Here is a 19071-nt window from a genome sequence, read left to right on the forward strand (position 1 = left end):
CAGGGCGGCGATCCGGCACACTAGCGGCCCCGAGCTCCGGCTCGTCGCCGCAGCCAGATTTCGTATGACCCGCTCCCCGCTTCGCCGCCTCGCCTTCGGTACCCTGCGCCGCCTGCTGTACCTGTGGGTGCGCTCGGAAACCATCAACCAGTCGGCCTTCACCCTCAAGCTCGACCGCAGCAAGCCGGTGTTCTACGTGCTGCAGCAGCCTTCGGTAAGCGACCTGGCGGTGCTCGACCACGAATGCACTAAGGCCAACCTGCCGCGCCCGGTGCTGCCCGTGGCGGTGGGCGACCTGATCGAGCCGGCGGCGTTCTTCTACCTGACGCCGGAGCCCGACTGGCTCGGCCGCCAGGACAAGCGCGGCATTTCGCCGACCCTGCAGCGCATGGTCGCCGCCCTCAGCGAACAGGCCGCCGAGCAGGCGCAGATCATTCCGGTCAGCGTGTTCTGGGGGCAGTCGCCGAATCGGGAAACCAGTCCCTGGAAGCTGCTGTTCGCCGACAGCTGGGCGGTCACCGGCCGCCTGCGCCGGCTGGTGAGCATCCTGATCCTGGGCCGCACCACCCGCGTGCAGTTCTCCACGCCGATCCAGCTGCGCGAGCTGATCGAGCAGAACAAGGGCCAGGAGCGCACCCTGCGCATGGTGCATCGCATCCTGCGGGTGCACTTTCGCAACCAGAAGGCGGCGGTCATCGGCCCGGACGTGTCGCACCGTCGCAACCTGGTCAAGGGCCTGGTGCACGGCCCCCAGGTGCGCCAGGCGATCGCCGAGGAAGCCGCGCGTGACAACATCGCCGTCGAGAAGGCCGAGGCCCTGGCCCTGCGCTACGGCAACGAGATCGCCTCGGACTACACCTACACGGCGATCCGCTTTCTCGAGCTGATCCTGTCGTGGTTCTGGAACAAGATCTACGACGGCATCAAGGTCAACCATATCGAAGGCGTGCAGGACATCGCCCAGGGCCACGAGGTGATCTACGTGCCCTGCCACCGCAGCCACATCGACTACCTGCTGCTCTCCTACCTGCTGTTCCGCAATGGCCTGACGCCGCCGCACATCGCCGCCGGCATCAACCTCAACATGCCGATCATCGGCGGCCTGCTGCGCCGCGGCGGCGCCTTCTTCATGCGCCGCAGCTTCAAGGGCAACCCGCTGTACACCGCGGTGTTCAATGAATACCTGCACACCCTGATCCGCAAGGGCTACCCGGTGGAGTACTTCGTCGAAGGCGGCCGCTCGCGCACCGGACGCATGCTCAGGCCGAAGACCGGCATGCTCGCCATCACCCTGCGCAGCTACCTGCAGAGCCACCGCCTGCCGGTGGTGTTCGTGCCGGTGTACATCGGCTACGAGCGCGTGCTGGAGGGCCGTACCTACCTGGGCGAGCTGCGCGGGGCGAGCAAGAAGAAGGAGTCGATCTTCGACATCTTCAAGGTCATCGGCGCGCTCAAGCAGCGCTTCGGCCATGTGTGGGTCAACTTCGGCGAGCCGATCAAGCTGGATGCCTTTCTCGATGCCCAGCAGCCCGACTGGCGCGCCCAGAACCTGGGCCCGGATTACCGCCCGGCGTGGCTCAACGACACCACCAACCGGCTCGGCGAGCGGGTGGCCCAGCGCCTCAACGAGGCGGCGGCGATCAACCCGGTCAACCTGGTGGCCCTGGCACTGCTGTCCACCAGCAAGCTGGCGCTGGACGAGCGCGGCCTGGTGCGCATCCTCGACCTCTACCAGAGCCTGCTGCGCCGGGTGCCCTACTCGCCGCACACCACGATGCCGGAGGGCGATGGCCTGGCGCTGATCGAGCACGTGCGCAGCATGGAACTGCTGTCCGAGCAGAAGGACGCGCTGGGGCGCATCCTCTACCTGGACGAACAGAACGCGGTGCTGATGACCTACTACCGCAACAACGTGCTGCACATCTTCGCCCTGCCGGGCCTGATCGCCAGCTTCTTCCAGAGCAGCGGGCGGATGAGCCGCGAGCAGATCCTGCGTTTCGTCCACGCGCTGTATCCGTACCTGCAGGCCGAGCTGTACATCCGCTGGGCCGACGAGGACCTCGACGAGGTGGTCGAGCAGTGGCTCGACGCCTTCGTCGAGCAGGGCCTGCTCAGGCAGGAGAACGACCTCTACGTGCGCCCGGCGCCCAGCTCGCGCAACTTCGTGCTGCTGACCCTGCTTTCACGGGCCATCGCCCAGACCCTGCAGCGCTTCTACATGGCCAGCGCGCTGCTGCTCAACGCCGGGCAGAACGCGATCAGCGCCGAAGAGCTGGAAGAGCTGTGCACGGTCATGGCCCAGCGCCTGTCGATCCTACACGGGCTCAACGCGCCGGAGTTCTTCGACAAGAGCCTGTTCCGCCATTTCATCCAGACGTTGCTCGACCAGGGCGTGCTGCGCCAGGACGAAGCCGGCAAGCTCAGCCATCCGCCAGCCTTCGCCGAACTGGCCGAGGGCGCCGCCAAGCGCGTACTGCCGGCCGAGATTCGCCTGTCGATCCGCCAGGTGACCATGGCACGCAGCGAGGAGCTGCTCGACGGGCTCTGACACGCCGGCCATCTCCAGGAAGGACAGAGTGCGGCGGGCGTTATTGAGCTTTGCCGCCACAGCCCCTAAGATGCGTCGTTGGGGCCACTTAGGGCAGGGATTTTCGTGCGTTATCACACCATTCTAGGATCACTGGCGATCGTGGTTTCCGGTTGCGCCATGCAACCGTCCGCATCGACCTCTCAAGAAGAAAAGCCGGCGCAACCGGCTCCCGTCGCAGAACAGACCGCCGCCGCACCCGCCAGCGCGCAATCCGCGCCGCAGCCGGCTGCTGCCGCGACGCCGAGCGAGGCGCCAGCTGCCGCGCCGGCCGCCCGCGAGCCCCAGGAATACGAAATCCAGCCGGGTCAGTGCTGGGTGCATGCCCAGGTTCGCCCACGCCCGGTGCAGAGCACCCAGGAAGTGGTGGTCAAGGACTCGGTCAACAAGATCACCGTCACCCCCGCCGAGCTCGAAAAGGGCTTCAAGCAGGTGGTCACCCGTGAAGGTACCAAGACCTACCGCATCGAGCCGCCGACCTACCGGGTGGTCTCCGAACAGGTGAAGATTCGCCCGGAAGTGAAACGCTACATCGTGGTGCCGGCCGTCTACGAGGACGTCAAGGAAACCGTGACCCTCGAAGAAGCCAAGACCGTACTCGACCAGTGCCGCGCCGCCGGCACCCGTTATTCGAGCGGCACCGGCGCCATGTCCTTCTGCGCCCGCCAGGTGCCGGCCAAGCAGGAAGTGGTCAAGGTCAAGAAGCTGGTTTCGCCGGAAACCGTGCGGGTGGAAACCGACCCTGCGCAATACAAGAGCGTGACCCGCTGGATCGTCGACAAGCCGGCCCAGGCCGTGGAAGTCACCCTCGATCCGGAATACACCAAGGTCGCCTCCACCGAGGTGGTGCGCCCGGTGGAAGCCAACCAGATCATCCTGCCGGAAGAGAAGCGCCAGCTGCAGGTCACCCGCTTCGAAGGCACGGCACGCATCGTCTCACGGCAGACTATTTGCGACCCGGACATCAATGACGATCTGGTCACCCGCTTGCAGCAGAGCCTGGTCAAGCGTGGCTTCAACCCCGGCCAGGTGGACGGCAAGCTCGGCAAGCGCACCCTTGATGCGCTGACCGAATTCCAGACCGCCAACGGCCTGGCCGTCGGGGCCCTGACCCTGGAAAGCCTGACCGCCCTGGAAGTCCAGTAACGCTATATCGGCACGCCCGCCATGGGCGTGCCGCTCTCCCCGCCCCCCGCTTTACCTCAACCTTCGCCGCACCGTACGTCAGCCTGCTAAGCTCGCTGCCTATCTCCACCGCTCGAAGGTTACCGCCATGCTCCGCATCCCCGTTCTCGTTGCCGGCCTGCTGCTGTCCGCCAACGTGTTCGCCCTGTCGCTCTCCGACCTCAGCCAGCAGGACGCCAGCGGCGGCCTCAAGGACGCCCTCACCCAGGGCGCCAAGGTAGCCGTGCAGCAGCTCGGCAAGCCCGGCGGCTTCAGCAACAACCCCGAGGTGCGCATCGAACTGCCCGGCAAGCTCGGCAAGGCCGCCAAGACCATGAAGATGATGGGCATGGGCGCCCAGGTCGAGCAACTGGAAACCAGCATGAACAAGGCCGCCGAAGCCGCCGTGCCCCAGGCCCAGGCGCTGCTGGTCGACGCGGTGAAGAAGATGAGCGTGCAAGACGCCAAGAGCATCCTTGCAGGCCCCGAGGACTCGGCCACCCAGTACCTGAACAAGAGCAGCCGCGAGCAGATCCGCGCCAGGTTCCTGCCCATCGTCAAGCAGGCCACCGACCAGGTCGGCCTGGCCAAGCAGTACAACAGCTTTGCCGGCCAGGCCGCCACGTTCGGCGTGCTCGACGCCAAGAGCGCCAATATCGAGAGCTACGTGACCGAACAGGCCCTCGACGGTCTATTCGACATGATCGCCAAGCAGGAAGCCAGCATCCGCGAAAACCCGGCGGCGGCGGCTACCAGCCTGGCGAAGAAGGTATTTGGCGCGCTGTAATCGGCACGTTGCAAAAAGGGGCTGGTGCGTTATGCGCCAGCCCCTTTTTTCTGCGTTGCGGGACGGATAGAGCGTCGTCCAACTACGACGGTAATGGCTGAAAAAAGGCGGGAGCGGCCATTTGTAGGGTGGACGACGCTTCACCTACGCGGCCCTACCCGTCCACCGCTTCGTGATCGCAACGGTGGATGAAAAGAGCGTCATCCACCCTACGTGGCGAACGGCTGCTTCTGCCTTATTGATACGTTTCCAGCCCCCGAAAATCATGAACCGGCCCTTAGTGGTCACCCGCAGCCTGCGCCCTGTCGCTAGGCTTCACCCTGAACCACGCCGCATACAGCGCCGGTAGAAACAGCAGGGTCAGCGCGGTGGCCACCACCAGCCCGCCCATGATCGCCACCGCCATCGGCCCGAAGAACACGCTGCGCGACAGCGGAATCATCGCCAGTACCGCCGCCAGCGCGGTCAGCACGATGGGCCGGAAGCGCCGCACGGTGGCTTCGACTATGGCGTTCCAGCTGTCCAGCCCGGCCTCGCGGTCCTGCTCGATCTGGTCGACCAGAATCACCGAGTTGCGCATGATCATCCCTGACAGCGCGATGGTGCCGAGCATCGCCACGAAACCGAACGGCTGACCGAACAGCAGCAGGAACAGGGTCACGCCGATCAGCCCCAGCGGCGCAGTGAGAAACACCATGGTCATGCGCGAGAAGCTCTTGAGCTGCAGCATCAGCAGGGTCAGCACCACCACCACGAACAACGGCACGCCGGCCGCCACCGAGGCCTGACCCTTGGAGGAATCCTCCACCGAGCCGCCCACTTCCAGCAGGTAGCCATCCGGCAGGCTGGCGCGGATCTCGGCCAGGGTCGGCAGGATCTGCTGGGTCAGGGTGGCGGGCTGCTGGGCTCCATAGATGTCGGCGCGCACGGTGACCGTCGGCAGGCGGTTGCGGTGCCAGATCACGCCCTCCTCGAAGCCGTATTCCAGGCTGGCGATCTGCGCCAGGGCCACGCTCTTGCCGCTGTCGGTGGGCACCGCCAGGCTCGGCAGCAACTGCAGCGCCTGGCGCTCGGCCGAGGTGCCGCGCAGGAGGATTTCGATCAGCTCGTTGTCCTCGCGGTAATCGCTGACCGACGAACCATTGAGTGAACTGCGCAGGAACTTGGCCACCTCGGCGGTGCTTACGCCAAGGGCGCGGGCACGCTCCTGGTCGATGTTCAGGTACACCACCTTGCTCGGCTCCTGCCAGTCCAGGTGCACGTTGACCACGTCGGGGTTGGCGCGCACCTTGTCGGCGACCTGGCGGGCCAGGGCGCGCACTTCGTCGATATGTTCGCCGGAGACCCGGAACTGCACCGGGTAGCCCACCGGTGGACCATTCTCCAGGCGCGAGATCCGTGTGCGCAGGCCTGGGAATTCGTCGTGCAGCACGTCGATCAACCAGGCGCGTACGGCTTCGCGCTCCTCGATGGATGTGGCCAGCACCACGATCTGCGCGAAGCTGGTGGCCGGCAGTTGCTGGTCCAGCGGCAGGTAGAAGCGCGGCGACCCGGTGCCGACATAAGCCACGTAGTTGTCCACACCCGGGTGACCCGCGAGGCGCGCTTCCAGGCGGCGCACCTCGGCCTCGGTGGCGATCAGCGATGCGCCTTCGGCCAGCTTGAAATCGACCATCAGCTCCAGGCGCCCCGAAGCGGGAAAGAATTGCTGCGGCACGAAACGGAACAGAAAGATCGAGCCGACGAACAGCGCCAGGGTCAGCACGATGACCGTCTTGCGCCAGCGCACGCACCAATCCACCAGACGCCGGACACGTGCATAGAAAGGCGTCGAATAAGGGTCATGCCCGCCCGTGCTGCCATGCTTGAGGGCGGCGCGCTTGGCCAGATCCGGCAGCAGGCGCGCGCCCAGGTACGGCACGAACATCACCGCCGCCACCCAGGACATCAGCAGCGCGATGGTCACCACCTGGAATATCGAGCGGGTGTATTCGCCGGTGCCCGACTGCGCCGTGGCGATCGGCAGAAAGCCCGCCGCGGTGATCAGCGTGCCGGTGAGCATCGGGAACGCCGTGCTGGTCCAGGCGAAACTCGCTGCCTTGAGGCGGTCGTAGCCCTGTTCCATCTTGATCGCCATGATCTCCACGGCAATGATCGCGTCGTCCACCAGCAGGCCCAGGGCCAGCACCAGGGCGCCGAGGGAGATCTTGTGCAGGCCGATGTTCAGGTAGTACATGGCGGCGAAGGTCATCGCCAGCACCAGGGGAATCGACAGCGCCACCACCAGCCCGGTACGCAGCCCGAGGGAGAAGAAGCTGACCAGCAGGACGATGATCAGCGCCTCGGTGAGCACCTTGACGAACTCGCCGACACCGGTCTTCACCGCCGCCGGCTGATCGGACACCTTGCGCAGTTGCATGCCCGCCGGCAGGTTGTTCTGCAGGCGGGTGAACTCGCCCTCCAATGCCTTGCCGAGCACCAGGATGTCGCCGCCGGGCTTCATGGAAACCGCGAGACCAATGGCATCCTCGCCCATGAAGCGCATGCGCGGCGCCGGCGGGTCGTTGAAGCCGCGGCTGACCTCGGCTACATCGCCAATGCGAAAGGTGCGCTCGGCCACCCGGATGGGGAAATCGCGGATCTGCTCGACCGTCTCGAAATTGCCGCTGACGCGCAGTTGCACCCGGTCGCTGTCGGTCTCGAAAAAGCCGGCCACGGGCATGGCGTTCTGCTGTTCGAGGGCTTGCTGCACGGCGGAAAGCGGCAGGCCGAGGGTGGCGAGCTTGGTGTTGGACAGCTCAATCCAGATCTTCTCGTCCTGCAGGCCGACCAGCTCGACCTTGCCGACATCCTTCACGCGCTGCAGCTGCAGTTGCACGCGGTCGGCGTAATCCTTGAGTACCGCATAGTCGAAACCGTTGCCGGTCAGGGCGTAGATATTGCCGAAGGTGGTGCCGAATTCGTCGTTGAAGAACGGCCCCTGGATGCCGGCGGGCAGGGTATGGCGGATGTCGCCGATCTTCTTGCGCAGCTGGTACCAGAGTTCGGGAATCTCGTCGGAGTGCATCGAGTCCCGGGCCATGAAGGTGACCTGGGACTCGCCGGGCCGGGAGAACGACACGATGCGTTCGTACTCGCCGGTTTCCATCAGTTTCTTCTCGATGCGCTCGGTAACCTGGCGCGCCACCTGCTCGGCGGTGGCCCCCGGCCAGTTGGTCTTCACCACCATGGCCTTGAAGGTGAACGGCGGGTCTTCGCTCTGCCCCAGCTTGGTGTAGGACAGCGCGCCGACGACGCCGAGCAGCAGCATGAGGTAGAGCACGATCTGGCGGTGCTGCAACGCCCAGGCGGAGAGGTTGAACGACATCGGCGCTTACTCCTTGGCGGCCAGGTCGACGGCGCGGTTCTGCCGATCCACCGGGCGCACCTGCTGCCCGTCGAGCAGCACCTGCACGCCGGCCACCACCACCCAGTCGCTGGCCTGCAGGCCGTCGAGCACCGGTACGCTCTTTTCGCCATAGGCACCGACCCGCACGGCGGTGCGCTTGAGCGTGGAGGTCTGCGGGTCGACCACCCAGACGTAGGGCTGGCCCCTTTCCGCACTCAGGGCCGACAGCGGCACCGCCAGCGGCACCTCGCCAGTGCGGGCGATGAATACCCGGGCGCTCTGACCCAGCTCGACTCGCGCATCCGCTCGTTGCAGGGCGATGCGCGCCGCATAGGTGCGCGAACGCGGATCGGCCGCCGGCGACAGTTCACGCACCCGCCCGGCCAGCTGCTGGCCGGGCTGCGACCACAGCTCCACGGCCACCTCCTGGCCGATGGCGAGGTTTCTGATCGCCTGCTCGGGCAGGTCGATCGCCACCTCGCGCTCGCCATCGGCGGCCAGCACGAACACCGTCTGCCCGGCCGCCACCACCTGCCCGACCTCGGCACGGCGCTGCACGATCACCCCGCTCTGCGGCGCCTTCAGCACGGCATAGCCGGCCTGGTTGTCGGCGACGTTGAGCTCGGCGCGCACCTGGCGCAGGCGCGCTTCGGCGGCGCGAAAGGTATTTTCGGCGTTGTCGGCCTGGGATTTGCTGATCATCCCGCGCTGCTGCAGGGTGCGGTAGCGGTCGCGCTCGGCACGCGCCAGTTGCAGGTTGGATTCGGCCGACTGCAGCTGGGCGCGAGAGGCGTCGAGCTGCAGGCGCACGTCCTGCGGGTCCAGTTCGGCCAGCGGCGCATCCTTGTCGACCCGTTGGCCCACTTCGACCAGGCGCCGGGTGACCTTGCCGCCGATGCGAAACGCCAGTTCCGGCTCCAGCCGCGCCCTTATCTCACCTGGGTAACTGTCCACCTGTTCAGCCGCCAGCTGCGGTTGCGCCACCATGGCCGGTCGAATGCCCGGCTGCGGCGCCTGGGTATCGCTGCAGGCAGCAAGGGAAAGGGCCAGGCACAGGGGCGCGAGGCGAGACAGAGCATGGCGAGACATGATGAGCGTCCTTCGGCGGGAACTTTTTAATAGTTGTACTGCCGAGTATATTAAAAATAGCGTACTCGGCAGTCCAGTATTAAAATCGCCCGATGTCAGACACTTCATTGCAGTCCAGCGGCCCCGGCCGCCCCAAGGATCCCGCCAAGCGCCAAGCCATTCTCGAAGCGGCCAAATGCCTGTTCGTGCGCCACGGTTACGCCGGCAGCAGCATGGACGCCATCGCCGCCCACGCAGGGGTTTCCAAGCTCACGGTGTACAGCCACTTCACCGACAAGGAGACGCTGTTCTGCGCCGCGGTGAAGGCCCGCTGCGAGGAGCAATTGCCCGAGCTGTTCTTCGAGTTTCCCGCCGGCGCCACTGCCCACAACGTACTGCTGAACATCGCCCGCGGCTTCAGCCAGTTGCTCAACAGCAGCGAATCGGTCGACCTGCACCGACTGATGACCAGCCTTGGCGCCCAGGACCCGCAACTGGCGAAAATCTTCTATGAGGCCGGCCCGCAGCGCCTGCTGGCCGAGATGGAGCGCCTGTTGGGCAAGATGGACCACAGCGGCCAGCTGCGCATCGAGTCGCCGAAGCTCGCCGCCGATCAGTTCTTCTCCCTGCTCAAGGGCGGCGCCAATTTCCGCCTGCTGATCGGCTGCGGCGAGCCGGAAACCGAGGCGCAGCAGGAGCAGCACGCCCGCGCCACCGTGGAGATGTTCCTGCGCGCCTATCGCCCCTGAGCCATTGAGCGCTCACCTGCTGCTATGGTTTCTGCCATGAACCTGCAGGAGGTGCGGCATGGATCGATTCAGCGGCGGCTGCCTGTGCAGCCAGGTACGTTTCGAGGCCACGGGGCAGCCTAAGCGAGTCGGCATCTGCCATTGCCTCGACTGCCGCAAGCACCATGGCGCGCTGTTCTACGCCGCGGCGATCTTCCTCCACAACGCCGTGACGGTCAGCGGCGAAACCCATAGCTACGCCGGGCGCCACTTCTGTCCGCGTTGCGGCGCCTCGCTGTTCGCCCGCAGCGCCGATGAAATCGAAATCCACCTGGGCGCCCTCGACGCGCCCGATCAGCTGCAGCCTACCTACGAATGCTGGACGAGCCGGCGCGAAGCCTGGCTACCGGCCTTTCCCCTCGCCAAGCGCTATCCCCAGGATCGCTCCTGAGCCGTCGGCCAGCCAGACGCGGCCGGACCCGCCGCAAAATGTATATACATGGATATCGTTCGGCGCCTCTATATTGCGGAACGCCATTGCATGGCACTTGACCATGTAAAGCATTTCGCTTAATTGTATATACATTACAAGAAAGGGCGATCTGCAATGGCTTCCTCTCAGTCCACCCGTTTGCTCTGGCGCAACGTCACGCTGTTCGACGGCCTCGAGCAACTCCCCGAGCCGATGGCCGTGCTGGTCGAACACGGACGTATTGCCGGTCTATGGCCGCAAAGCGGCTTCGATCCAAGCCTGGCCGGTGGCGCCGAGGAAGCGGCCAACGGCGGCGTGATGACCCCCGGCCTGGTCGACTGCCACACCCATCTGGTGTACGCCGGTGACCGCGCCGGCGAATTCGAGCAGCGCCTGGAAGGCGTCAGCTACGAAACCATCGCCCGCAACGGCGGTGGCATTCTCAGCACGGTGCGGGCTACCCGCGCCGCGGGCGAAGACGAATTGATCGAAGCCAGCCTGCCGCGCCTGGATGCCCTGCTGGCCGACGGCGTCACCACCCTGGAGATCAAATCCGGCTACGGCCTGACCCTGGACGACGAACTGAAGATGCTGCGCGTGGCCCGCCGCCTCGCCACCCTGCGCCCGGTGCGTATCAGCACCACGCTGCTGGGTGCCCACGCCCTGCCGCCCGAATACGCCGGCAATGCCGACGGCTATATCGAGCTGGTCTGCGAGCGGATGATTCCGGCCGCCGCCGATCAGCGCCTGGCCGATGCGGTGGACGTGTTCTGCGAAGGCATCGCCTTCTCCCCGGCCCAGTGCGAGCGGGTATTCCAGGCTGCACAGCGCCATGGCCTGGCCATCAAGGCCCATGCCGAGCAACTGTCCAACCTGGGTGGCAGCGCCCTGGCTGCCCGTTATGGCGCCCTGTCCGCCGACCATATCGAATACCTGGACGAAGCCGGCGTACGCGCCATGGCCGAGGCCGGCACCACAGCGGTCCTGCTGCCCGGTGCCTTCCACGTACTGCGTGAAACCCGGCTGCCGCCCATCGAGTTGCTGCGCCAGTACGGCGTGCCCATGGCCGTGGCCAGCGACGCCAACCCTGGCACCTCACCGATCTGCATGCCGACGCTGATGGCCAACCTGGCCTGCACCCTGTTTCGCTTCACCCCGCGCGAAGCCCTGGCCGGCATGACCGCCCACGGCGCCCGAGCCCTCGGCCTGCCAGACCTCGGCCGCATTGCCGTCGGCGCCCCAGCGGATCTGTGCCTGTGGGATATCCAGCAACCGGCCGAACTGGCCTACGCGGTGCAGGCCGGGCGTCTGCGCCAGCGTGTGTTCAATGGAGCCATTACCTATGCTCGCTGATCGTCACTCGATGGCCGCCTGGAGCGGTCGCACCGACCCGGAAGCCGACAGCGCCCGCTGGCACCAGCGCATCCAGCCGCTGGCCGAAGACAGCCAGCCGGGCCTGGCTCTGCTCGGCTTTGCCTGCGACGAAGGCGTGCGCCGCAACCATGGCCGTGTCGGCGCTGCCGCTGCACCGCAAAGCGTGCGCAAGGCCCTGGCCAACCTCGCCTGGCATCGTCAGGCGCCGGCCTTTGACGCCGGTGACGTGACCTGTGAGGACGGCAACCTGGAGGCGGCCCAGGGGCGCCTCGGCCAAAACATCTGCGCGCTGCTGGACGCCGGCCATCTGCCGCTGGTGATCGGAGGTGGGCATGAAGTGGCCTTCGGTAGCTGGTCGGGCCTGGCCGAGCACCTTAGCGGCCAAGCCGCCCCACGGATGGCCGCCCCACGGATGGCCGCCCCACGTATCGGCATCATCAATTTCGATGCCCATTTCGACCTGCGCGACCCGGCCCATGTGCATTCCTCCGGCACCCCCTTCGCGCAGATCGCCGAGCAGTGCGCCGTACACGGCTGGCCATTCCGCTACGCCTGCCTCGGCGTCAGCCGAGCCAGCAACACCCGCGCGCTGTTCGCCCGCGCCGCCGAGCTGAACGTGCTGGTGCGCGAGGATCAGCAGATTCGCGAGTCGACCCTGGATGCCATCGGCGCCGAACTGGACGCCTTCACCGCCGAGTGCGACGCGCTCTACCTGACCATCGATATCGACGTGCTGCCGGCGTGCGAAGCGCCGGGCGTCAGCGCGCCGGCCGCCCGTGGCGTGCGCCTGGAGCTGCTGGAACCGCTGCTCGAACGGCTCAAGGCCAGTGGCAAGCTGCGCCTGGCCGACCTGGCCGAAATCAACCCCGAATACGACATCGACAACCGCACCGCCAAGGTAGCGGCGCGGCTGATTCATCTGCTCAGCCTCTGAGCCGAACGCCCCACATTTCCCCGCACAACAACAACTACGAGGAAACCCAGATGTTCACCACCGCCCGCCGCGACCAGGAGTCGCGTCATGTCTGAGTCCCTGCCCTTGAGCGGCGGCGTGTCGCGCCCCCGCGCCCTGGCGCGCCTGCTGGGTTACAGCCTGATTGGCCTGCTGCTGTTCTTCGTGCCGTTCGAGATCGCCGGGCGCTCTACCATCCTGCTCGACCACGCGGCCAGCGCCCTGCAATTGCATGCGCGGCCACTGGTGATCGGCGTGGCGCTGCTGTTCATGCTCTACGGCGCGCTGGCGCCCTGGCTCGACGGCAGTTGGCGGCGCAGCCTGACCCACAGCGTATTCAGTGTGCTCAAGGTGTGCGGCCTGCTGATCGGCGCCGCTTACCTGCTGCAGCTCGGCCCGCAGGCGTTGTACCAGCCGGACATGCTGCCGTTCCTGTTCGAGAAGCTGGTGCTCAGCCTGGCGCTGATCGTGCCGCTGGGTTCGCTGGCCCTGGTATTTCTGATCGGCTTCGGCCTGCTGGAACTGATCGGCGTGCTGATGCAGCCGGTGATGCGGCCGATCTGGCGCACCCCGGGCAAGTCGGCCATCGACGCCGTGGCATCCTTCGTCGGCAGCTACTCGGTGGGCCTGTTGATCACCGACCGCATGTACCAGCAGGGCCATTACAGCGTGCGCGAGGCGGCGATCATCGCCACCGGCTTCTCCACCGTGTCGGCGCCGTTCATGGTGATCATCGCCAAGACCCTGGGCCTGATGGGCCAGTGGAACCTGTATTTCTGGGGCGCCATGGCGGTGACCTTCACCGTTACCGCGATCAGCGCGCGCATCTACCCGCTGTCGCGTCTGCCGTCCGAGTCCACCCCCGAGGCACAGTTGCAGCCCGGCGAAAGCCGCCTGGGCAGCGCCTGGCGCGCCGGCATGCAACAGGCCAGCATCGCACCGTCGCTGGGCGCGGCGCTGCGCGAAACCTTCGTCGATGGCCTGCGCATGACCGCCGCCATCCTGCCGAGCATCCTCGCCGTCGGCCTGCTCGGGCTGCTGGCTGCCAAGTACACGCCGCTGTTCGACGCCCTCGGCGTGCTGCTCTACCCGCTGACCTGGCTGTTCGGCCTGGAGGAACCCATGCAGGTGGCCCGCGCCCTGTCCGCCGGCCTGGCCGAGATGTTCCTGCCGGCGATGCTGCTCAAGGACGCCCACGTGCTGGTGAAGTTCGTCACCGCCATCGTCTCGGTCAGCAGCGTGCTGTTTCTCTCCGCCTCGATTCCCTGCGTGCTGGCCACGCGGATTCCCCTGAGCCTGGGCCACCTGCTGCTGATCTGGCTGCAGCGCACCCTGCTCAGCCTGCTGTTGGCCATTCCGCTGGCCTACCTCGCCCAATTTCTGGGTTGGCTCTGACCACCCACCACTGACCCGTTCCTACAGGAGCCCGCACCATGACCAAGTTCCGCGACACCGAAATCCGCGCCCCGCGCGGCACCACGCTCACCGCCAAGAGCTGGCTGACCGAAGCGCCGCTGCGCATGCTGATGAACAACCTCGACCCGGACGTGGCCGAGAATCCCAAGGAGCTGGTGGTGTATGGCGGTATCGGCCGCGCCGCGCGCAACTGGGAGTGCTACGACAAGATCGTCGAGAGCCTGACCAACCTGAATGACGACGAGACCCTGCTGGTGCAGTCCGGCAAGCCGGTCGGCGTGTTCAAGACCCATAGCAACGCGCCACGCGTGCTGATCGCCAACTCCAACCTGGTGCCGCACTGGGCGAGCTGGGAGCACTTCAACGAGCTGGATGCCAGGGGCCTGGCCATGTACGGCCAGATGACCGCCGGTAGCTGGATCTATATCGGCAGCCAGGGCATCGTCCAGGGAACTTACGAGACCTTCGTCGAAGCCGGTCGCCAGCACTACGGCGGCAACCTCAAGGGCCGCTGGGTGCTGACCGCAGGCCTGGGTGGCATGGGCGGCGCCCAGCCGTTGGCCGCCACCCTGGCTGGCGCCTGCTCGCTGAACATCGAATGCCAGCAGAGCAGCATCGATTTCCGCCTGCGCAGCCGTTACGTCGATGAGCAGGCCACCGATCTGGACGACGCCCTGGCGCGCATCGCCCGCTACACCGAAGAAGCCAAGACCAGCGAAGGCAAGGCCATCTCCGTCGCCCTGCTGGGCAATGCCGCCGAGATCCTGCCGGAACTGGTACGCCGCGGCGTGCGCCCGGATATGGTCACCGACCAGACCAGCGCCCACGACCCGCTCAACGGCTACTTGCCGATTGGCTGGAGCTGGGCCGAGTACAAGGATCGTGCAGCCACCGACCCGGCTGGCGTGGTCAAGGTCGCCAAGCAGTCCATGGCCGTGCATGTGCAGGCCATGCTCGACTTCCAGAAGATGGGCGTGCCGACCTTCGACTACGGCAACAACATCCGCCAGATGGCCAAGGAAGAAGGCGTGAGCAATGCCTTCGACTTCCCCGGCTTCGTCCCGGCCTACATTCGCCCGCTGTTCTGCCGCGGCATCGGCCCGTTCCGCTGGGCGGCGCTGTCCGGCAACCCCGAGGACATCTACAAGACCGACGCCAAGGTCAAGGAACTGATCCCGGACGACGCCCATCTGCACCGCTGGCTGGACATGGCCTGCGAGCGCATCGCCTTCCAGGGCCTGCCGGCGCGTATCTGCTGGGTCGGCCTGGGCCAGCGCGCCAAGCTGGGCCTGGCCTTCAACGAAATGGTGCGCTCGGGTGAGCTGAGCGCGCCGGTGGTGATCGGTCGCGACCACCTGGACAGCGGCTCGGTGGCCAGCCCCAACCGCGAGACCGAGGCCATGCAGGACGGCTCCGATGCCGTGTCCGACTGGCCGCTGCTCAACGCCCTGCTCAACACCGCCAGCGGCGCCACCTGGGTATCGCTGCACCACGGCGGTGGCGTGGGCATGGGTTTCTCCCAGCATTCGGGTATGGTCATCGTTTGCGATGGCACCGACGAAGCTGCCGCGCGCATCGCCCGCGTGCTGACCAACGACCCGGGCACCGGGGTGATGCGTCACGCCGATGCCGGTTACCAGATCGCCATCGATTGCGCCCGTGAGCAGGGGCTGAACCTGCCGATGATCGGCTGAGGCTCGACGCCGGCCCAGTGGGCCGGCGCATCAATCACCGCACGCATCGCGGCTTCAGCCATCATTCGGCTCTGCTTCGCCAGGCGCGAACTCACCCCGTGGAAGAACAGAACATGACCACCCTGAACCTGAAACCCGGCCAACTGACCCTGGCCGACCTGCGCGCCGCCTACCAGGCCCCCGTACACCTGAGCCTGGACGCCAGCGCCCACGAGGCCATCGACGCCAGCGTCGCCTGTGTCAACCAGATCATCGCCGAGGGTCGCACCGCCTACGGCATCAACACCGGCTTCGGCCTGCTGGCCTCGACCCGCATCGCCAATGCCGACCTGGAAAAGCTGCAGCGCTCGCTGGTGCTGTCCCATGCCGCCGGCATCGGCGAGCCGCTGAGCGACGCCATGGTGCGGCTGATCATGCTGCTGAAGATCAACAGCCTGGCGCGCGGTTTCTCCGGTATCCGCCGCCAGGTGATCGAGGCGCTGATCGCCCTGGTCAACGCCGAGGTCTACCCGCATATCCCGCTGAAAGGCTCGGTCGGCGCCTCCGGCGACCTGGCACCGCTGGCCCATATGTCGCTGGTGCTGCTCGGTGAAAGCCAGGCGCGCCACGGGGGCCAATGGCTGCCGGCCGCCGAGGCGCTGGCCATCGCCGGTCTGGAGCCGATGACCCTGGCTGCCAAGGAAGGCCTGGCGCTGCTCAACGGCACCCAGGTGTCCACCGCCTACGCGCTGCGCGGGCTGTTCGAGGCGGAAGACCTGTACGCCGCCGCCTGCGTCTGCGGCGCGCTGAGCGTCGAGGCGCTGCTCGGTTCGCGCTCGCCCTTCGATGCGCGCATCCATGCCGCACGCGGTCAGCGCGGGCAGATCGACGCAGCCGCCGCCTTCCGTCACCTGCTCGGCGACAGCAGCGAGATCGGCCGTTCCCACGCCGCCTGCGACAAGGTGCAGGACCCCTACTCGCTGCGCTGCCAGCCCCAGGTCATGGGCGCCTGCCTGACCCAGCTGCGCCAGGCTGCCGAGGTGCTCGGCGTCGAGGCCAACGCGGTATCCGACAACCCGCTGGTGTTCGCCGCCGAAGGCGAGGTGATTTCCGGTGGCAACTTCCACGCAGAACCCGTGGCCATGGCCGCCGACAATATCGCCCTGGCCATCGCCGAGATCGGCGCGCTGTCCGAGCGACGCATCTCGCTGATGATGGACAAGCATATGTCGCAGTTACCACCGTTTCTGGTGGCCAATGGCGGGGTGAATTCCGGCTTCATGATCGCCCAGGTGACGGCGGCAGCCCTGGCCAGCGAGAACAAGGCCCTGGCCCATCCGCACAGTGTCGACAGCCTGCCGACTTCGGCCAACCAGGAAGACCATGTTTCCATGGCCCCGGCTGCCGGTAAGCGCCTGTGGGACATGGCGGCCAATACCCGCGGCGTGCTGGCCGTGGAATGGCTGGGCGCCTGCCAGGGCCTGGACTTCCGCGAAGGCCTGAAGAGCACGCCGGCACTGGAGCAGGCGCGCCAGACCCTGCGCGCCAAGGTGCCGTACTACGTCGAGGATCGCTTCTTCGCCCCGGACATCGCCGCCGCCGACGAGCTGCTGGCCGAGCGCGTGCTGACGCCGCTGCTGCCGGCCGGCATGTTGCCCTCGGTAGGCTGAGCCGCGCTACGTCTTTGTAGGAGCCGCGCCTCGCGGCGAATGGTAGTTATCCCGCAGGTCTTGCTGAGTGACTACGACCGCTTTCGCCCCGAGGCGGGGCTCCTACAAGATCAGTTGTATGGCTGATGTATCATCCGCGCACCGGGCATTACCAAGGAGTTGCCGTGACCAGTTCCACCCCGCGCTACAAGGCCATCGAGGATTTTCTGCTCGAGCGCATCGGCAACGGTGACTACCCGCTGCATCACCAGATCCCCCCCGAAGAGCAGCTGGCCCGGGACTTTTCGGTCAGCCGCATGACCGCCAACAAGGCCATCAACAACCTGGTGCAGCAGGGTTACCTGATTCGCCAGGCGGGCCTGGGCACCTTCGTCACCGACCGCAAGTCCGAGTCCTCGCTGCACGAGGTGATGAACATCGCCGCCGAGGTGCGCGCCCGCGGCCATGCCTACTCCAATCGCATCCTACGCAGCGAAGCGCTGGCCGCCGATGACGAGGTGGCGCTGCGCCTGGGCCTGCGCATCGGCGCCGAGGTGTTTCACAGCATTCTCGTGCACCTCGAAGACGGGGTGCCGATCCAGCTCGAGGATCGCTTCGTCAATCCGCGCTGGGTGCCCCACTACCTGAGCAGCGACTTCTCCAAACAGACACCCAACGAAGTGCTGGTCGCCAGCTGCCCGATCAGCGAAGTGGAGCATGTGGTCGAGGCCGTGCATGCCGATGCCCGCACCGCCGAATGGCTGGCCATCGAGCCGGGCGCCGCCTGCCTGTCGATGATCCGCCGCACCTGGTCGGACGAGCACCTGATCAGCTACGTGCGCCTGATCCACCCGGGCGAGCGCTACAAGCTGCGCTCGAGCACCAAGCACCGCTGATCACAACCGGAAGTGCTGATGAATGGCCTGGGCCAACAGCTCCAGCGCTTCGTCGTGCTGCGCCTGGGCCGAGCGCAGGAACATCACTTCGTGCTCGGCGGCCTGGGGCAGGCTCTCGATGATGCGCATGGCGCTGCTCATCTTCGCGCGGTCCATCAGGGTGATCGCCAGGCCCGATTCGACACAGGCCCTGATGGCCTGGCTGGACGGGCTTTCCAGCACCACCCGCCAGGTGTACCCCGCGGTTTTCAGGGACTCCAGCATCAGGCTGCGGTAGGGGCAGTCGGCCGCATGGATGGCCAGCGGCAGCGTCTCCTTCCAGGCCTGGGGATAGGACGCCGCCGCCACCCACACCGGCGTGGTGGCAACCAGCACCTGGGCGCGGGGCTCACGCTGCCCCAGCGGCAGCGTGAGCACCGCGCCGTGCAGCTTGCCGGCCTGCACCTGCTCGCGCAGCGTGTAGCTGGGGGCGGTCTTCACCTCCAGCACCACGTTGGGCCAGGCCGCCGCGAAGATCGGCAGGATGTCGCGAATCACGTGGGCGGCGTATTCGTCGGGAATCCCTAGGCGGATGCGCCCGGCCAATCGCGGGCCGTGCAACTCGGCGAGCACGCGGTCGTGGGTGCTGAGCAGTTCGCCTGTCGAACGCAGCAACCGCTTGCCCAGCGAGGTCAGCGCCACCGACTGGTTGTCGCGGTCGAACAGCCGGCCACCGGCGACCGACTCCAGGCGCTGGATATGCACGCTGATCGCCGCCGGGCTCTTGTGCAACTGCTCGGCAGCCGCCTTGAAGCGCCCGCTGCGTGCCACGGCGTGAAAGGTGCGGATCAGTTCGATATCGAGCACGGCACTCATGATTCAAAAAATCCGAACGACTGATTCAATACATTTTGATTTATTAGATTACGCCACCTTCG

14 protein-coding genes are annotated in these 19071 nt (G+C 66.5%); 11 read left to right on the forward strand and 3 right to left on the reverse strand.

Annotated features, from left to right (window positions below; genetic code table 11):
• Nucleotides 1-64: 64 nt before the first annotated feature.
• The 3 genes from plsB to K8U54_RS04950 all read left to right on the forward strand — a co-directional run bounded on the left by plsB (nucleotide 65) and on the right by K8U54_RS04950 (nucleotide 4538).
• Nucleotides 65-2548, forward strand: coding sequence for a glycerol-3-phosphate 1-O-acyltransferase PlsB (gene plsB, locus K8U54_RS04940; RefSeq protein WP_249909125.1), 2484 nt, complete (start codon nucleotides 65-67; stop codon nucleotides 2546-2548).
• A 159-nt stretch (nucleotides 2549-2707) separates the two neighbouring features.
• Entirely contained in the window at nucleotides 2708-3733 is a 1026-nt protein-coding gene (locus K8U54_RS04945; protein WP_249909126.1) for a peptidoglycan-binding domain-containing protein, read from the forward strand.
• Nucleotides 3734-3860: 127 nt separating this feature from the next.
• Nucleotides 3861-4538, forward strand: a complete 678-nt coding sequence (locus tag K8U54_RS04950) for a DUF4197 domain-containing protein (RefSeq protein ID WP_249909127.1) — start codon at nucleotides 3861-3863, stop codon at nucleotides 4536-4538.
• Between the two features lie 277 nt (nucleotides 4539-4815).
• Here K8U54_RS04950 and K8U54_RS04955 read toward each other — a convergent pair whose 3' ends face one another.
• Together K8U54_RS04955 and K8U54_RS04960 are read right to left on the reverse strand one after the other, a co-directional pair.
• Nucleotides 4816-7905 (reverse strand): efflux RND transporter permease subunit, encoded by a 3090-nt coding sequence (locus K8U54_RS04955; protein ID WP_249909128.1) that lies wholly within the window; start codon nucleotides 7903-7905, stop codon nucleotides 4816-4818.
• A gap of 6 nt (nucleotides 7906-7911) precedes the next feature.
• Nucleotides 7912-9015, reverse strand: coding sequence for an efflux RND transporter periplasmic adaptor subunit (locus tag K8U54_RS04960; protein ID WP_249909129.1), 1104 nt, complete (start codon nucleotides 9013-9015; stop codon nucleotides 7912-7914).
• A gap of 92 nt (nucleotides 9016-9107) precedes the next feature.
• Between K8U54_RS04960 and K8U54_RS04965 the strand changes: the two genes are divergently transcribed.
• The 8 genes from K8U54_RS04965 (at nucleotide 9108) to hutC (ending at nucleotide 18154) form a co-directional block, all read left to right on the forward strand.
• A complete protein-coding gene (locus tag K8U54_RS04965; protein ID WP_249909130.1) occupies nucleotides 9108-9743 on the forward strand; it encodes a TetR/AcrR family transcriptional regulator in 636 nt (211 codons plus the stop codon).
• A 58-nt stretch (nucleotides 9744-9801) separates the two neighbouring features.
• Nucleotides 9802-10173, forward strand: a complete 372-nt coding sequence (locus K8U54_RS04970; protein WP_249909131.1) for a GFA family protein — start codon at nucleotides 9802-9804, stop codon at nucleotides 10171-10173.
• A 156-nt stretch (nucleotides 10174-10329) separates the two neighbouring features.
• Nucleotides 10330-11547 (forward strand): imidazolonepropionase, encoded by a 1218-nt coding sequence (gene hutI, locus K8U54_RS04975; RefSeq protein WP_249909132.1) that lies wholly within the window; start codon nucleotides 10330-10332, stop codon nucleotides 11545-11547.
• On the forward strand, nucleotides 11537-12502 hold the full coding sequence (hutG, locus tag K8U54_RS04980) for a formimidoylglutamase (protein ID WP_249909133.1): 966 nt from the start codon (nucleotides 11537-11539) through the stop codon (nucleotides 12500-12502). The genes hutI and hutG overlap by 11 nt, the downstream gene beginning before the upstream one ends.
• An 87-nt stretch (nucleotides 12503-12589) precedes the next feature.
• The gene (locus tag K8U54_RS04985) at nucleotides 12590-13915 is read left to right on the forward strand and encodes a YjiH family protein (protein WP_249909134.1); all 1326 of its coding nucleotides are present in this window, start codon (nucleotides 12590-12592) and stop codon (nucleotides 13913-13915) included.
• A 38-nt stretch (nucleotides 13916-13953) separates the two neighbouring features.
• Nucleotides 13954-15630 (forward strand): urocanate hydratase, encoded by a 1677-nt coding sequence (gene hutU / locus K8U54_RS04990; RefSeq protein ID WP_249909135.1) that lies wholly within the window; start codon nucleotides 13954-13956, stop codon nucleotides 15628-15630.
• Nucleotides 15631-15743: 113 nt separating this feature from the next.
• Entirely contained in the window at nucleotides 15744-17279 is a 1536-nt protein-coding gene (hutH, locus tag K8U54_RS04995; protein ID WP_249909136.1) for a histidine ammonia-lyase, read from the forward strand.
• A 164-nt stretch (nucleotides 17280-17443) separates the two neighbouring features.
• On the forward strand, nucleotides 17444-18154 hold the full coding sequence (gene hutC, locus K8U54_RS05000; protein ID WP_249909137.1) for a histidine utilization repressor: 711 nt from the start codon (nucleotides 17444-17446) through the stop codon (nucleotides 18152-18154).
• On the opposite strand, the gene K8U54_RS05005 is transcribed toward hutC, so the two are convergent.
• Nucleotides 18155-19009, reverse strand: a complete 855-nt coding sequence (locus tag K8U54_RS05005; protein ID WP_249909138.1) for a LysR family transcriptional regulator — start codon at nucleotides 19007-19009, stop codon at nucleotides 18155-18157. It abuts the gene before it with no gap.
• Between the last annotated feature and the right edge of the window lie 62 nt (nucleotides 19010-19071).

It is taken from the genome of Pseudomonas fulva, from assembly GCF_023517795.1.
Classification (GTDB): Bacteria; Pseudomonadota; Gammaproteobacteria; order Pseudomonadales; family Pseudomonadaceae; genus Aquipseudomonas; species Aquipseudomonas fulva_D.

What these genes read in the sequence shown, in the direction of transcription:
- K8U54_RS04950 (WP_249909127.1), top strand. Translation starts at nt 3,861, where the DNA reads ATGCTCCGCATCCCCGTTCTCGTTGCCGGCCTGCTGCTGTCCGCCAAC.
- hutI (WP_249909132.1), top strand. Translation starts at nt 10,330, where the DNA reads ATGGCTTCCTCTCAGTCCACCCGTTTGCTCTGGCGCAACGTCACGCTG.
- plsB (WP_249909125.1), top strand. Translation starts at nt 65, where the DNA reads ATGACCCGCTCCCCGCTTCGCCGCCTCGCCTTCGGTACCCTGCGCCGC.
- K8U54_RS04960 (WP_249909129.1), bottom strand. Translation starts at nt 9,015, where the DNA reads ATGTCTCGCCATGCTCTGTCTCGCCTCGCGCCCCTGTGCCTGGCCCTT.
- K8U54_RS05005 (WP_249909138.1), bottom strand. Translation starts at nt 19,009, where the DNA reads ATGAGTGCCGTGCTCGATATCGAACTGATCCGCACCTTTCACGCCGTG.
- hutG (WP_249909133.1), top strand. Translation starts at nt 11,537, where the DNA reads ATGCTCGCTGATCGTCACTCGATGGCCGCCTGGAGCGGTCGCACCGAC.
- K8U54_RS04970 (WP_249909131.1), top strand. Translation starts at nt 9,802, where the DNA reads ATGGATCGATTCAGCGGCGGCTGCCTGTGCAGCCAGGTACGTTTCGAG.
- hutH (WP_249909136.1), top strand. Translation starts at nt 15,744, where the DNA reads ATGACCACCCTGAACCTGAAACCCGGCCAACTGACCCTGGCCGACCTG.
- K8U54_RS04955 (WP_249909128.1), bottom strand. Translation starts at nt 7,905, where the DNA reads ATGTCGTTCAACCTCTCCGCCTGGGCGTTGCAGCACCGCCAGATCGTG.
- K8U54_RS04965 (WP_249909130.1), top strand. Translation starts at nt 9,108, where the DNA reads ATGTCAGACACTTCATTGCAGTCCAGCGGCCCCGGCCGCCCCAAGGAT.
- hutU (WP_249909135.1), top strand. Translation starts at nt 13,954, where the DNA reads ATGACCAAGTTCCGCGACACCGAAATCCGCGCCCCGCGCGGCACCACG.
- K8U54_RS04945 (WP_249909126.1), top strand. Translation starts at nt 2,708, where the DNA reads ATGCAACCGTCCGCATCGACCTCTCAAGAAGAAAAGCCGGCGCAACCG.
- K8U54_RS04985 (WP_249909134.1), top strand. Translation starts at nt 12,590, where the DNA reads ATGTCTGAGTCCCTGCCCTTGAGCGGCGGCGTGTCGCGCCCCCGCGCC.